The 15,664-nt window shown below is 38.0% G+C and carries 13 protein-coding genes; 7 read left to right on the forward strand and 6 right to left on the reverse strand.

What is annotated here, in order from left to right; all coding sequences use genetic code 11:
- The first annotated feature begins 120 nt into the window (after nt 1-120).
- On the forward strand, nt 121-579 hold the full coding sequence (gene asnC, locus ABVT42_RS07840; protein ID WP_353873969.1) for a transcriptional regulator AsnC: 459 nt from the start codon (nt 121-123) through the stop codon (nt 577-579).
- Here asnC and ABVT42_RS07845 read toward each other — a convergent pair whose 3' ends face one another.
- Complete coding sequence (locus ABVT42_RS07845) at nt 580-1,932, reverse strand: alkaline phosphatase (protein WP_353873968.1); 1,353 nt, start codon at nt 1,930-1,932, stop codon at nt 580-582.
- Between the two features lie 358 nt (nt 1,933-2,290).
- On the opposite strand from ABVT42_RS07845, the gene ABVT42_RS07850 reads away from it, so the two are divergent.
- The 4 genes from ABVT42_RS07850 (at nt 2,291) to ABVT42_RS07865 (ending at nt 6,780) form a co-directional block, all read left to right on the forward strand.
- The gene (locus tag ABVT42_RS07850; RefSeq protein ID WP_353873967.1) at nt 2,291-3,433 is read left to right on the forward strand and encodes a saccharopine dehydrogenase family protein; all 1,143 of its coding nucleotides are present in this window, start codon (nt 2,291-2,293) and stop codon (nt 3,431-3,433) included.
- A gap of 49 nt (nt 3,434-3,482) precedes the next feature.
- Nucleotides 3,483-3,953: a DUF2269 family protein gene (locus tag ABVT42_RS07855; protein WP_353873966.1), complete on the forward strand. Its 471-nt coding sequence runs from the start codon at nt 3,483-3,485 to the stop codon at nt 3,951-3,953.
- A gap of 39 nt (nt 3,954-3,992) precedes the next feature.
- Nucleotides 3,993-4,409: a DoxX-like family protein gene (locus ABVT42_RS07860; protein WP_353873965.1), complete on the forward strand. Its 417-nt coding sequence runs from the start codon at nt 3,993-3,995 to the stop codon at nt 4,407-4,409.
- Nucleotides 4,410-4,539: 130 nt separating this feature from the next.
- Nucleotides 4,540-6,780 (forward strand): carbohydrate binding family 9 domain-containing protein, encoded by a 2,241-nt coding sequence (locus ABVT42_RS07865; protein ID WP_353873964.1) that lies wholly within the window; start codon nt 4,540-4,542, stop codon nt 6,778-6,780.
- A gap of 176 nt (nt 6,781-6,956) precedes the next feature.
- On the opposite strand, the gene ABVT42_RS07870 is transcribed toward ABVT42_RS07865, so the two are convergent.
- The 4 genes from ABVT42_RS07870 to ABVT42_RS07885 form a co-directional block, all read right to left on the reverse strand.
- Nucleotides 6,957-7,376, reverse strand: a complete 420-nt coding sequence (locus tag ABVT42_RS07870) for a hypothetical protein (RefSeq protein WP_353873963.1) — start codon at nt 7,374-7,376, stop codon at nt 6,957-6,959.
- Between the two features lie 114 nt (nt 7,377-7,490).
- Complete coding sequence (locus ABVT42_RS07875) at nt 7,491-8,075, reverse strand: uracil-DNA glycosylase family protein (protein WP_353873962.1); 585 nt, start codon at nt 8,073-8,075, stop codon at nt 7,491-7,493.
- Between the two features lie 178 nt (nt 8,076-8,253).
- Complete coding sequence (locus ABVT42_RS07880; RefSeq protein WP_353873961.1) at nt 8,254-10,731, reverse strand: tetratricopeptide repeat protein; 2,478 nt, start codon at nt 10,729-10,731, stop codon at nt 8,254-8,256.
- Nucleotides 10,732-10,816: 85 nt separating this feature from the next.
- On the reverse strand, nt 10,817-11,425 hold the full coding sequence (locus ABVT42_RS07885) for an FMN-binding negative transcriptional regulator (RefSeq protein ID WP_353873960.1): 609 nt from the start codon (nt 11,423-11,425) through the stop codon (nt 10,817-10,819).
- A gap of 276 nt (nt 11,426-11,701) precedes the next feature.
- Here ABVT42_RS07885 and ABVT42_RS07890 point away from each other — a divergent pair, with 276 nt between their 5' ends.
- Together ABVT42_RS07890 and ABVT42_RS07895 are read left to right on the forward strand one after the other, a co-directional pair.
- A complete protein-coding gene (locus tag ABVT42_RS07890; protein ID WP_353873959.1) occupies nt 11,702-13,318 on the forward strand; it encodes a S41 family peptidase in 1,617 nt (538 codons plus the stop codon).
- 71 nt (nt 13,319-13,389) lie between these two features.
- Nucleotides 13,390-13,797, forward strand: coding sequence for a hypothetical protein (locus tag ABVT42_RS07895; protein ID WP_367023610.1), 408 nt, complete (start codon nt 13,390-13,392; stop codon nt 13,795-13,797).
- Between the two features lie 113 nt (nt 13,798-13,910).
- Here the strand turns inward: ABVT42_RS07895 and ABVT42_RS07900 are convergent, their stop codons facing one another.
- A complete protein-coding gene (locus ABVT42_RS07900; RefSeq protein WP_353873957.1) occupies nt 13,911-15,617 on the reverse strand; it encodes an alkaline phosphatase PhoX in 1,707 nt (568 codons plus the stop codon).
- Nucleotides 15,618-15,664 lie beyond the last annotated feature (47 nt).

The raw sequence follows: 15,664 nt of genomic DNA on the forward strand, positions 1-15,664 counted from the left end.
AATCATTAAACAAATCGACCAAAAAGTGAATACCTATCAATAAAAACAAGTTTTTTAGTGAATATTTTTTAATTTTTACCTATTATATTGATAATTCGTTAAAATATACCAAAAAATTCTATGCAAAACTTTCAGATCGATAATTTGGACAAAATGATTCTTAACGCACTTTTAGACGATGCGCGCATCCCTTACGCAGAACTCGGTAAGCGATTTAAGGTGAGCCCAGCCACTATTCACGTGCGTATCGAGAAAATGCGGTCAGCGGGCATCATTGTCGGTACTCGACTAGCGATAGAGCCTAAAAGGCTTGGCTACGATGTCAGTTGCTATGTTGGGATTACCTTAAATAATGCGGGCGACTACCCTGAAGTTGTCAAACGTCTCGAAGCCTTTGACGAAGTTGTTGAGGCTTACTATACAACAGGGAAATTCAGTATTTTTATAAAAGTCATCTGTCACTCCATTGACGAATTGCAATGGGTATTAATCGGCAAAATTCAGTCGATAGAAAAAATACGCGATACCGAAACCTTTATGTCGCTACAAAACCCGATTCAGCGAACAATTAAAATCTGATTACTCAGCGACATACTCAGCCAAGACATCGCCTACCTGTGTGTTGTCCATATGGCCACGCAACCGCTCACTACCTGCTCCCAGAGCATAGAGAGCAACATCACCACCGGTATGTCCTTGAGTCGTCCATCCGGTGAAGCTGCGCTGACTAATAATTTTGGCAATCTTTTCTCGAATACTATCCCAATCTTGTAAGTTGACTTTTTTCAGAGACTGCTTTTCTGCTTGACTTAATTCAATCTTCATTGATTGTTCGACTTCGCGGATAATCGCTTTAGAATTCAAGACTTTTGTCGCAATAAAAGCCGGGGTCAGACTAAACTGGCGTAAAAAGTCAACATTCCATTGATAGTGCTTGCCACTGGTTTTGGCGCCAATTGATAATCCACCCGTTTCATGGTCTGCAGTAATAACCATTAATGTATCTTTACTGGCTTTTGTATAGTCAATGGCTACTTGAGCTGCACGCTCAAAATCCTGCATTTCTGAAATGACCCCTAACACATCATTGGCATGTGCAGCCCAATCAATCTGACTACCTTCAACAATTAAAACAAATCCATTTGGTTTTAAAACAGTCAGTTTATCTAGTGCCGCTTTAGTCATATCAGCCAGAGAAGGTTGGTTAATGGTTCTATCCCAATATTTATCTAATCCTTTATTGGCAAACACACCTATCAATCGCTGCCCTGTGGCATTTTGCAATTGTTCTTTCCGGTTAACAATTTCAAATCCAAGTTGGGAAAACTCCTCGAGTATATTTCGATCATGCCGTTGAAAGAAGGTTAATCCGCCACCTAGTGCGATATCCACTAACGGCATTTGTTCATATCGATTATCAATCAATTGATCAGCAATAGCATTTTCTTTCTCTCGATCGTCAATATGAGCATAAAACGCCGCAGGTGTTGCGTGAGTTAACTGAGAAGTGACTACTAGGCCTGTTGCCTTACCTGCGATACGCGCTTTTTCAAATAGATTGCGCAGTGGTTTAGCGTTTAAATCAACAGAAATTGCACCGTTATAAGATTTTTGAGCACTTGCATAAGCCGTTGCCGAAGCGGCTGAGTCGGTAATATTTTCTTTGCTGTCAGCAGCATTGGTATTGACGCTCCCCACCAGATAAGGATCAAACACTAATGGCTCTTCAAGGGGTGTTGCTGGATTGTCCTGAAACATTCGTAACGCTTTAATGTGTGCTGGCCCCATTCCATCGCCAATGAATAAAATAATATTTTTGGGTTTTGAATGTGATTTATTGGATGACGTCAATGTCGATTGTGCATTAGCACATGCCCAAGTAACTAATATTAACACTATCCCTAATAATTTTTTACTAACTCGATTTATCATGTGTGACACCAAACTGAAACTGTCTAATAATTAAACAAGAAAAGCGACATATTACTATGTCTCTTGAAAGGTTATTTTACATTCTATGCGGCTTTATACCATAACCAGTTATAATCACAATCGAAACGCCACTGCATATAATTTTCATTGATAAAATGTTACCTGATAGCTTGCACTTTATTAAACCAGTAAGAATTGCGTTAAGCTTTTCAGACTCACATACATTCTTTGTCATGATAATTTTTGGCTAAGGATTGATATTATATTTTGTATTCATCAGCACCTTTTTATCGCATAATACGTTATTTACTCCAGCAGCAGAGACAATAGTCAATAGATTTTAATTTCAGGGTGATTGATGCAGACAAAAATCAAAAGTGTCATTATTCTGGGCGGATATGGAAATTTTGGTAAGCGTATCGCACAGCATCTTATTCAAATTAATGAGCTAACCATTTTTATTGCAGGCAGAAGTCTTTCCAAAGCACAGAATCTGTGCCAGCAATTACAACAGTCAAAGCAATGTCACTCAGTACAGCCATTACAAATTGATATCGATGACACTAATTTTTCTAATATCATCCGCACAGTTTCACCCGATCTTTTAATTCACACAAGCGGTCCATTTCAAGGCCAAGACTATCGAGTTGCACAAGCCTGCATTGCTTATCATTGTCATTACATTGACTTGGCAGATGATCGCCATTTTGTATCTCACTTTGCACAACTCAATGCGCAACTCAATCAGCAACTTAATGCTAAGCCATTAACACTTATCAGTGGCGCCAGTTCGGTACCCGGCCTTTCGTCATGTGTAATTTCCACTTATCTTCATGAGTTTGACCAGTTAGATTCAATCGAAATTGCCATTGCTCCGGGAAATCAAGCAGAAAGAGGATTAGCAACACTCGAAGCCATTTTATGTAATACAGGAAAACCACTCAAAATTTTTATCAATGGTCAATGGCAAACGCAGTTTGGCTGGATGTCGTCACAGAAAAAATTTTTTGGTTCAATCGTTGGGCACAGATGGCTGGCAAATGTTGATGTACCAGATTTACAGCTTTTTCCAGCTTATTATCGGGGCGTACAAACTGTCACCTTTCAAGCGGGGCTTGAATTAACTTTATTACATCATGTTATGGTATTGATGGCTTGGTTAACCAAAAAACAGATTATTAAAAATTGGAAAAATAAGGCGCATTACCTATTAAAAATTAGTCAATGGTTTAATTTTTTCGGTAGTGATATTGGCGGTATGTCAGTGAGATTAGTCGGAAAAAAGAAAAACAAAAGATTTCAATTAGAATGGTTACTAACGGCTCCCAACGGTATTGGCCCTTATATTCCCACAATTCCAGCCATCATTGTTGCCGAAAAATTAATCCAAGGTCAAGCGCTGGAAACAGGCGCACAGGCTTGCATTAATTTATTTTCAATAGCTGAATTTAATGAAATCGCGAATCCGATGGGAATAACAACTCAATTAGTTTGCAGTTAGTATTTTGATTAAGATGGAGAATTAAAATAATCATCAACAAGGAAAAATAATGGAACATTATTATTTATTAAAATTGATTCATATTATCGCTGCCGTTGTCACTATGGGTACGGGAGCAGGTATCGCATTTTTTATGTTGATGGCCGTGCGAACACAAGATAAGAAAATCATTCGACACACCAGTCGTATAGTCATATTGGCTGATTGGATCTTTACTGCACCCGCGGTTGTTATTCAACTATTCACAGGACTTTTACTCAGTGAATTGTTACAAATAAGCTGGCAATCAGCCTGGTTTATTACCTGCATCAGTTTATTTCTTTTTGTTGGCTGCTGCTGGATACCTGTTATTCTAATTCAATATCAACTGCACAAGCTCAGTTGCCTGCATGATTTCCGCGGCGATCAGTCGTCGTTTAAACAATTATTTAAGTACTGGATTTTTTTAGGTGTTCCTGCATTTATCGCAATGATCATTTTATTTTATCTAATGATTTTTAAGCCGTTACCTTTACACTAAAACAATCCTTTTAACGAACAAATACCAAGCTAACTGATTATGTCTAAAGTGCCATCTATTTGCTTTAAAAAATATCATTTTCTCATTCGAATAACACTTGCAGCTGTCTGGATATGGACAGCATTGACCTCGCTATTTTTTGACTTTCAATTTGGATTTAAATTACTTAAAGACTTTGGTGTATCATCCAATTATTCTCTTAGTCTGATTTACCTAGCAAGTACAATGAATTTAATCTTTGGCCTCTGGCTTATCAGCGGCAAAAAATTGCTACTCAATTGTCATCTGCAAATGATTACAATAATCCTATATACATTATTATTGAGTATTATTTCGCCGGACTTCTGGCTACATCCATTTGGTCCACTCACAAAAAATTTTCCAATGCTATTATTGATTATTCTATTTAGAGATAAATTAATTCAAGTCTCTAATCAAAAACAATCCAATGGATAGAAAAAATATAATACTGATAATCAGTCTATATAATAAAATGAAACAACTATAAGCTTTTGTCATCGACTCATTTTACCTAATGCAATAAAACTTAAGGTAAAATAAGAGAAAAAAGGAGTATACAACCTCAATGCAAGCCACTATTTTAAAAAAATTCCTCGGAATTATATGCAGTTTATTTTGCTGTAGTTATTTAGTTGCTGAGTCTCAAGTAACTACGCAAAAGCAACAATTTAAACTTCCCCATATTGATTCTCACATTGAAGTTGATGGTATTCTTGATGAAGCAGCATGGGCGCAAGCACTTGTCGTTTCTCTGGACTATGAAACCCAACCAGGAGAAAACACTAAACCGCCCGTTACAACAGAAGTATTATTATTTGATAACGGGATCAATATTTATGTTGCATTTAAAGCTTTCGACCCACAGCCGAAAGCCATTCGCAACTACCTGACTGATCGCGATAATATATGGGAAACGGACTTAGTCGGCATTAAATTTGATACCTTCGGCGAATCAAGAAAAGCATTTCAGTTTTTTACCAATGCACTTGGCGTACAAGCGGACTCTATTCAAGAAGACTTTAAAGGTGACAACTCGAATTGGGACACCATTTGGGATAGTGTAGCACAAATCACTGAATGGGGTTATTTGGTTGAAATGTCAATTCCCTTAAAAGCCCTACGTTTTCCCGCGAGTCAAACACAGCAAAAATGGGCATTTGAGGCAATACGTTTTTATCCAAGGGATGTACGCCACAGAATAGCTAACACGCCAGTTAACCGTGATATATCTTGCAATATTTGTCAATTTGATCAGCTAGTCGGACTAAAAAATGCAAAACCATCAAAAAATTTAAATCTAATACCAACACTAGTAACAAACCGGGTTGATCATAAAGATCAGTCAATTGATGAATGGAATGAAGGCGATGTTGAACATGAATTTGGTTTAGACTTACGCTGGGGTATCACCCAAGATATTTATTTGAATGCCACCTTAAATCCTGACTTCTCGCAAGTTGAAGCAGATTCACCACAACTGGATGTGAATAACCCTTTCTCAATATTTGTTGAAGAAAAACGTCCTTTCTTTTTAGATGGTGTCGATTATTTTGAGACAAATAATAATCTGGTCAACACTCGCAATATAATCGCGCCGGATTATGGGCTAAAAGTATCAGGACAAACCAATGGTCATAGCTTTGGACTAATGAGCACCAATGACGAACACACCAGTTATTTATTACCTTCCTCTTCCCGTTCAGAAGTTGTCAGATTGAATGAAGAAAAAAGTGAAAATCAGGTGCTTCGCTACTCTTATGATTTAGGCAACAAAAATAATATTGGTATATTACATACCCGCAGAACAGCCGATGAGTACCATAATAAAGTTACTGCTATCGATGCCAAATATTGGCTTGATCAGTATCACTCAATGACGCTTCAATATATGTCCGCAGACACCCAGAATACAAATGAAATTGCAGCACTTTACGAATTACCAAAAACTCAAACCGGCGATGCACTGACAGTAAGTTTAAAGCATGAATCTCGCAATTGGCGGGGTTACATTGATTATATTGAATACGACAAAAATTTTCGTGCGGACTTAGGATTTATCAGTCAAGTAAACTTTGATAAAACGATTGTTGGTTTAAGCCATCGCTGGTATCCCGAAAACAATGATTCCTGGTGGAAGAAAATAATAGTCACCAGTGACTGGGATCATACTTTTGATAATGATGGTCTAAAGCTGGAAGAAGAACTAGAACTACATTTTGGTGTTGAGGGTAATTATCAAAGTCTTTTCGAAACCGGTATTATCAAACGTCGAAAATACTGGAATGGTTATTATTTTAATGAACGGCATATGTATTCAGATCTCACTATTACGCCAATACGTGGTTTAAAACTCTATTTAAGTTATGAATGGGGAGACAACATTGATTTTGCCAATACTAGAATTGGTAAACAAACCAGTTTAATTCCAGAAATATCTTGGCAAATTAATACCAATTGGCAAACTTCTCTTGACTACCGACATGTTAACTTTGATATTCAAGCTGGCGAATTATTTACAGCGAAATTATCAAATTTTCGCATCACATACTTAATGAATGTTCGCAGTTTCTTACGTTTTACCATGCAACAAACCGATATTTCTCGCACTATTGAAAACTATACAATACCGGTTAATGCCACTAGTAAAAGTGTCAGTTCGCAATTTTTATATTCTTATAAAATTAATCCACAAACTTTATTTTTTGCGGGTTATGCAGACGAAGGCTATCAGGATGATAATCTTACACATATTGAAAAAACAGGTCGCTCAGTGTTTATGAAATTTTCATATGCATGGCAACTATAAAATTATTATTATCCATATCCGATCATTAAACAATAAAACAGCCACAGCCAGTTTTTTAAGTTTTTCTGGCTGTGATTTTTATAAGGTTTATTCTGATAATGAAAATAAAATATAGCGGGAAAATTAACTAAAGTAATTGAATGATTCTTTCTGTTATATTACTAAGCGCTATTGAATCATGTTTTATCGAGCAAACCTTGCGTTTTATCCTGCTCAACCTTATCGGCATAACACCACTGCAATGCCTGCTCAAAGGAGGTAAAAGTTTTTAACTGCCAAGAAGTATCTTTGGTTAAGACTTCATAAAAGTATGCCCTTGCTTGGCCTGATTCATATTCAGCAACGACCGAAGCATTTTTAACACCAGGAAAACTTTTGGCTAACGCATAAATATAAGCGGCCAATTGACGGATATCATCAGGCTTAATTCGTGATTCACCAATTTTTGACCAGTCAGAAATAATATATCGAATCTTTTCCATCTTTATACTATTACCAACATGAAGAACTGACGCGATCAAATCTTCTCCGGTTACAATGCCCGAATAAGTTGCATGCACTAATTCATCAGAGAGCCAATCATAAACAACAGTCATCCTCTTCTCCCGTAACTTCCTGATTTAATGACAATCAAGATTAGACCATCGACCACTTACAATATCATTTGATCACCAAAAAAATTGAAACTAAACAGTCCCGTATTTTTTTAGTTATTGCGCTAATAAATTTGACACCCTTAATTGTAGTTCAGGGATGACTTCTTTTTCAAACCACTGATTACGTTTTAACCAAATATTATTTCGTGGGCTAGGGTGAGGCAGTGGTAAAATTTGTGGTGCGTAATTCTGCCAGCATTTTACAGTTTCTGTCAGGTTTTTCTTAATTTTATTTTGTAAATAATACTTTTGAGCATACTGACCAATAGCAAGAATTAATTCTATACTGTTAAGTTCGGCTAATAATTGATGATGCCAGGTTTTTGAGCACTCTTTGCGCGGCGGTAAATCGCCAGATTTTCCCGTTCCTGGATAACAAAATCCCATTGGAATTATCGCAATTTTATTGGCATCATAAAAAGTCGCCTCATCAACCCCCATCCATTGACGTAACCTCACTCCGCTGGGATCATTAAACGGGATTGATGTTTGATGAACCCGAATACCAGGCGCCTGCCCGGCAACCAGAATTCTAGCCCCTTTTTCGGCACGAAAAACGGGATTGGCTCCCATTGGTAATTCACCAATACAAAGCTGACATTGCTTAATCTTTTGTTTTAACTGCTGAAAACTATTCACTTAAAATATCCCTAAAGCTGAAACCTCTCATGTTACATCAATCCGTTTAATCATACTCATTCAAGTTAAAGAGCGAGTCTTAAATCTGCTTTCAATTTTGCACGAAGCGTGATGTGAAATAAACACAAATACTAACATTCAGTAACTAAAGACAACAGCCAGTTAATTATGACAAAAATTATTCTTCAATATTTTTTATCTGATGATGGGAATGATAAATATTTAACAATTGCTTTTCAAAATCTGTGGTATAGGCTTGAGTATTAAAAACTGGGGAAGATTTTTTTTGAACCTGTATTTTTTGTTTTATCGCTTGAAGCTTCTCTGGAGAGCGTGCGATGGTAATGGCTCTTTGTTGATAAGCTTGATGATTTTCGGTAATCAACTCGTCCAACTGCATAAAATGTAGTAGGCTTCCCGCGACTCGAGAAATAAAAGTTTTTCCTACCAAGGTAATCACCGGTACACCAGCCCAAAGCGCATCACTGGTTGTTGTGTGCCCGTTAACGGGAAAAGCATCCAGCATTATATCTACTAATTGAATACGCGCTAAATGTTCTGCTGGACTGCAGCGGGGAGCAAATATGATTCGTCCCTCATCAACACCGCTTTCAATGAAAACACTTTTAATCACCGCTTGAGCAGCCACATCAACAGATAAACACCAAAAAATACTCTCTGGTACATTGATAAGAATCTGACTCCAGGTTTGCAACATTTCTTTGGACAATTTATAGCTTTGATGAAAGGCACCAAAAATAATATGGTTTAAAGGCAAACCATAATCAAAGTGCGATGGCTTACTTGCTAAATGACGAGTATCATCATTGGGTTGGTAACAATAATTCAAATTTAACATAGACTCTTCAAATTGAGCCGACTGGCTTTGCGTAATAAAACGGTCAGCAACCGCAAAATCAACCAGTTTTTTTCCCATTGTTGCCGGATATCCTAAATAAGCAATTTGAATAGGGGCTGGTCGATAAGCCAAAATTTGCGACCGCGAATTTTGAGTAAACCCCTTAAGATCAATGAGCAGATCGATGTGTTGGTTTTGTATTAATTGGGCGACTTGCTTATCATTGAAATACTGCACATCATGAAAAAAATCAAATGCATTTAAAAGCCGCTTGCGCATATTGGAATGATCGTCAACACCATAGGAAAAGGCATGAACTTCAAATTGATGACGGTCATGCAATTCAATGACTCTCACTAACAAACTGGCAGTCGCATGTTCATGAAAGTCAGCCGAAAGATAGCCAAGTTTTATTTTCTGATGTGAAGTCTGTTTTTTGGATAACTCGTTTATTAATCTTTGCTTTATTAATACTTGTGGTTGCGTTTCTCCATTAGAACTTCCTTTTGCGGGCAAAGGTATAATCGTTTGTGCGTGCTGTTTAAACCAGTGATTAGCTATCGCCAGTTGTTCACTAGCATCGCTATCTTCCAGTGTAATAAAACTAAACGGTGGTAATTCGACCGCCACGTGATTGGCTAATAACTGACGACATATTGTAACTTGCTCTTGTGCTTCGTCCCAGCGACAAACCTGTCTCAACATGTGTAATAACGGTGCACGTGCTGCATGAAATTCTTTATCTAGTATTAATGTTTTTTTAAAGTATTCAATTGCTGCCGAATAATTACGCTGTAGTGCTTTTAATATACCTAAATTATAAATTGCTTCAATACAGTGTTCATCTAATTCTATTGCAGAGTTAAAAGCCGCTTCGGCTTGTTCAAATATCTGCATCCGCTTATATAAATTTCCCAAATGGTTAAAAAAATTCGGACTGACATGTTGGTGAGACAATAACCATTGGAACCGCGCTAGAGCCTGCTCAAATCGCCCTAAAGCCGAATTGCAGATACCACTGAGTAAATAAGCATCTGAATAATGAGCATTAATTTGTATTGATTTTTCACTACAATTGAGCGCTTCATCATACTGTTTGATAGCAATTAGCGCACTTGCCATATTTGACCAGGCAATAAAATGCTGTGGATTAAGCTCTACAACTTGGCATAATAATTCGAGCGCCTGAGTATTTAGTTGTTGGTTTAAATGAATTGATGCCAAATTATTCATCGCATCGATTTGATGTGGTGATAAGTGCAATACTTGCTGATAGCACTCGGCGGCTTCGCTGAATTGTTGCATTTGAAAATAGCTGTTACCTAGTAATAGCCAAGTCTGCCAATTTTTGGCATCTATGTTTAACCGTGATTTCAACCAGTCAATCGCCGCGCTATATTCGCCCAGCTGAATCAGACAAAATCCCAGATTATCAGCGAGTTCGGCATTTATTCTATTTTCTTGCACTAATTGCTGTAATAGCTGTTTGGCTTTAGCAAATTCTCCCACCTGAACCCAAACATTAACCAACGATTGAGTAAAACTCATTTCTTTAGGATTAAGCTGAACCGCTCTTTGCAAATAGTGAACACTGTCGTTCAGCTCTTTTAACTGCAAACAAACCAAGCCCAGTAAATGATTAATTTCGGGGTTAGCTTCAGCATGTTGTAAAATTTTAAGATATTGCGCTTTTGCAGCACTTAATTGGCCTGCTTGATGATCTTTAACGGCCTGATTAATCCACTGCGAGAGTTTCTTATTATGAATTTTTTTGCTGTTAATTGTATTATTACTCACTCAATTGACATAAAAGACGATTAATTTATGTTAAGCATAGTTGAATTTAACACAACCATCGCAAGTTATCGTGACTTCTATCGTTTTACAAAAACCTGTTCATCCATTCAGCAACCTGAGTAGCATCATGGCTATTTTGTTGTTGTAAGCCAGCAATCAGTCTTTGTACTTCTTCGGGCGGATGATTTTGGCTGAGTTTGGCTTTTGCATCAATTGCGTCAATTGAAACTTTAAACCCAACAATCGCCTTTAGCATCGCATCCAGTTTTTTAGACTGAAGCTTCTCAATGGTCCAGGGATTTTTTAGATTGGCTTCATGCTTAGCACTTAAATCAATTAATAACTGTAATAATTGTGTTTCATCCATCAAGGTTGCTTTACCTGTTATCTGTACGCTAACAAAATTCCAGGTCGGAACACCTTGAGAATGAGAAAACCAATTTGGCGAAATGTAAGCATCAGGCCCTGAAAAACAGACTTTCAAATCATCTGCTTTTTCAAGCATTTTCCAATGAGAGTTAGATTTTGCGACATGTGCATATAAACAACGTTGCGAAGTATCCAGTAAAAACGGAATTTGGTTGATTTCAAGCACCCCATTGCGGCATGAAACTAAATGCGCAAAGCTATACTGCTGTATTAATTGAAATATAATTTTTTCGTCATCTAACTGAAAATGAGCGGGGCAATACATGATTTTTGTCCTTAAAAAGTGAGTAGTGATCAACTTTACCGAGGTTAAAATAATTATTCAATAAAATATCACAAACATAATTAATGGTTCTGTTTCAACATTTCGGTGACTTTAGCGCTGTACAAAACAGACATTTATGGCTACGAGTATTGCCAACTAGGCAATAAACATGCAATATATTCTTCCATACTGATTATTGCACCTCCTGCTCTCCTTCACAGTTATATTTCATGCAATAATCACATTAAAATTGATTAATGTCGTGGTGCACAGCGTATGATGAATTATTTAAATAAATCTTTTCAACCAGTTATCTCGCTATCTGTAGCAACTTCTTTAGCCTTGTTGATAGCTTGCGGTGGTGGTGGTAGCAGCAATAATGTTAATCCTAGTCAACCGCCAAGTTGGCAACAGGGCGTATTTGAGAATGAAGGCAAATTTAAGAATTATTGCCAAATGCCGCGCAGTGGCACAGACTCTCAAGGCAACGTTTTTCCCGATAAACAAGGTACCACTTTACAAGAAAATCATTGGTTGCGCGCCTGGAGCAACAATACCTACCTTTGGTACGATGAAATTGTTGATCAAGATCCAGCAGACTTTAGTAATACCGAAAGCTATTTTAATGTTTTAAAAACAACCGCGTTATCGCCATCAGGTAACAATAAAGATAAATTTCACTTTACTTATGACTCAGAAGAGTGGGAACAACTATCGCAATCTGGACAATCAGCCGGGTACGGTGCCGAGTGGACGATTGTTGCCAGTGCGCCACCAAGAAAGATTTTAGTTGCCTTTACCGAGGAAAATGCCCCGGCTTCTCAGGCAGGAGCCAATTTAGAACGCGGTACAGAAATATTAATGATTGATAACATTGATGTAATTAACGCCGATGACCAGGCCAGTGTTAATATTATTAATGCAGGACTTTTTCCGGCCAATGAAGGTGAAACTCATACCTTTGTTGTGCGCGATGCGGGCGCCTCTACAAACCGGACTGTCACAATGACTTCGGCAATTATTACTTCTGCACCAGTAAGGCAAACAGCAACAATTGATACCAACAATGGAAAAGTTGGTTACCTGCTATTTAATGCGCATATCGCAACGGCTGAAGAAGGACTGGTCGATGCTATTAATCAATTACAACAAGATAATATTGACGATCTGGTACTCGACTTACGATATAACGGCGGAGGATTGCTTGCAATAGCCAGTCAACTAAGTTACATGATAGCGGGTGCTAATGCGACGAATAACAAAGTGTTTGAAGAAATACGCTTTAACGATAAACACACTTCAACTAACCCAGTAACTGGACGTGCTCTGGCTCCAACCCCTTTTTATAACACGACGTTAGGCTTTTCTTTAACACAAGGCCAGTCATTACCCACACTCAACCTGAGCCGCGTTTTTATTTTATCAACCGACGACACCTGCTCAGCCAGCGAATCCATTATTAATGCACTAAGAGGAATTGATGTTGAAGTAATACTCATTGGCTCAACGACTTGCGGTAAACCCTATGGTTTTTATCCAACAGATAACTGCGGCACGACCTATTTCACCATTCAATTCCGTGGAGAAAATGATAAAGGTTTTGGTGATTACTCTGATGGATTTTCTCCGGTAAATACCGCTGGTACAGTTGGCGAAGTAGTCAATGGTTGCTCGATTGCTGATGACTTTAATCATTTATTAGGTAACCCCCAAGAGTCTTTGTTAAGTGCGGCATTAACATACCGAGAAACGGGCTCGTGCCCTACCCCAACCGGAGTAGCAGTTAAACATCATAACTCCCCTCAACAAGGCACCGGTAAAACACAGGCTAGCGGGATTGCAATTAATAAACCCATTAAACTCAACGATAAAATATTTGGCATACCACAATAACGATTGAGGTTAATTTTACTCATAAAATGACAATTGCAAAGGTCAATAATATGTTAACAAAACGAAAACATATGAATTTTAGTTTAATTCTCGTTTACTCAACCCTTAGCCTATTATTGACCGGATGCAAAGCATTAGATCCCGCGGCATCAGAAAACTCAGACTCAATTTATTCAGCAGTTGATGCTATCATTCCAAAACACACTCCCAACTCAATTGCCGAATTGCAATTATACGTGAGCCAAGTTGTTACCGAAGGTAAAGTCACACTCACAGAAAATGCATTCGCCCAACAAAGCAAGTTATCAATTGAGCGCACACCAATTAAAACCCTTCAAGGACCAATAGTCGGTCGCTCATTGGAAACACCGCATTTATTTTTGCTAATACTGGAAAATAACCAGCAGTGCGTTTTAATTCATCAACAATCACAACAGCATTGGGTTTTACAAGAAGCAAAGTGTGTGGCTAGGGAATAAAGGTTAGCTCAATATTTGAAATGCTCATATTTGATACTTTATTTACACTTCACAAAATAAAAATGGCCACTACTTTGAGTGACCACTTTCAAAAGCTTAATTGAAATAAGTTTTTACTTTCCTTCTGGGTTATAAACCCACATCATGTTATTTACGTGGTTTCCAGTATCTTCACCGATAATGACTTTGCCATCATCTAAAACAACCAGGTTATCTGGGTTAGAAATAGAATCAGTAGCACATCGATTAACTGCACTAGAGTCATATTGACCACCTACAACGACGGGTTCCATTCGAATGGCATTATAGCTAGAATCTAAACCAAAACGATAAACAGCACCACAGCGATTTTCTTGTAGTTGGATATCCCCTTCACTATCAGCCATTCCTCTTTCAACAGCAGACATTGCGACATACATATATGGAACGGTTCCACTTGCAACACCGTCATAATTGATATTAATACCTTCCATTTTTCTAAATTCAGTTGTTGCGCCTTTCGCTTTAGCTGCTTTTAATGTTTCAAGAAAGGCATAGCGATCATCACCAGTTCCATTCTCAGCCCAATCAGTAATTTCTGCATCAGTAATATAACTTGTTGAATCCGCTACATAGTCAGTTTCATCAATGCCATCATACTCATTGATCCATCCTTCAATCTGAGTATTATTAGAACTACCTAAAGCAATCCAGCTAATATCGAATCCAGCTTTACTGACATCAGAAGTCGCATCTTGCATTAACTTGGCAGCATAAAGCGTTCCAGCAGTTAAATCTCCGGCAGTCGTAGCGACAAATTTATAGAATCCTTTATCCGTTCCATCGTCAGTAATGTAAACGGTTTTTTGATCAGGCATGATTACAACATTTTCATGCGCAACACGACCTAAAGTGAATTGCTTAACAGGAACAGGAGCAGCTTCAGTTGGCTGAGTAATTTCTACAATATACCCATAGTCATATGGGTTAGGGAAAGTTCCTCCTAAATAAGTTTGTATGTTTTGAACATCCGTATAATTAGGATAACCATCAGAATAAGCAGGATTGTTCCAGTTAGCAGCATTTTCAGCTTCATAGTTTTCTTCAGAAGTTAAAGGCGTCCCCCAAGGAGAAACTGTCCCAAAACAGTTAATCATAGTTCCTGCTACACTTGAAAAGTCAACATTTAATGCAGCATCAACATTCCAAGTACCATTATCGGCTTTAGAAACCATCAAACGACTCATTGCACCTGGCCTATCTTCAAATGCAGTAAATAAATATCCCTGTGAGCCATCTGCATTGGCTGGAATGAAAGCATTAAAATCAGGATCTTGTGATTGCTTGATTTTAGCTGACTCATCAGCTGTAACAATAGCGCCTAATCCGAAAGCTAATGCACCGCCAAAAGTATCTTCGGCACGCCCTAATGCCTGATACTCACCCGCAAAAACCTGAACAGTTTGCGCTTCTGCAGAGTCTGCCGCAGGTACAGGTAGATCTTGAGTTCTTGGATCAAAGTTATCAAAGTCAACGCCATTCCAAACGCCAACAGCGGCATTGTTTTCTGGCGCAGGAAGAGCATCATCAGGATGCTGTACATTAAAAAATAACTCACCGTTATCAGTTTTATAAATACCCGTAATTTCAGCACCAAGAGGTACTGTTGCTATTCGAATGAGTTTAGCAACAGCGGTTAAGTCTTCACCATTCACACCGTCCTGACCATCTTGTCCCGCAGGGCCAGCAGGTCCGACAGCACCATCATCCCCATCATCAGCGCACCCAGTAAACAAAACACTTGATATAGCAAGTGCTAAAACCCCAAATTTAAATTTCATGTTATTTTTCATCTCTTTTCCTCGGTCAAATAAATTGAATCAATATC

The organism is Aliikangiella maris, from assembly GCF_040719265.1.
GTDB classification, from domain to species: Bacteria; Pseudomonadota; Gammaproteobacteria; order Enterobacterales; family Kangiellaceae; genus Aliikangiella; species Aliikangiella maris.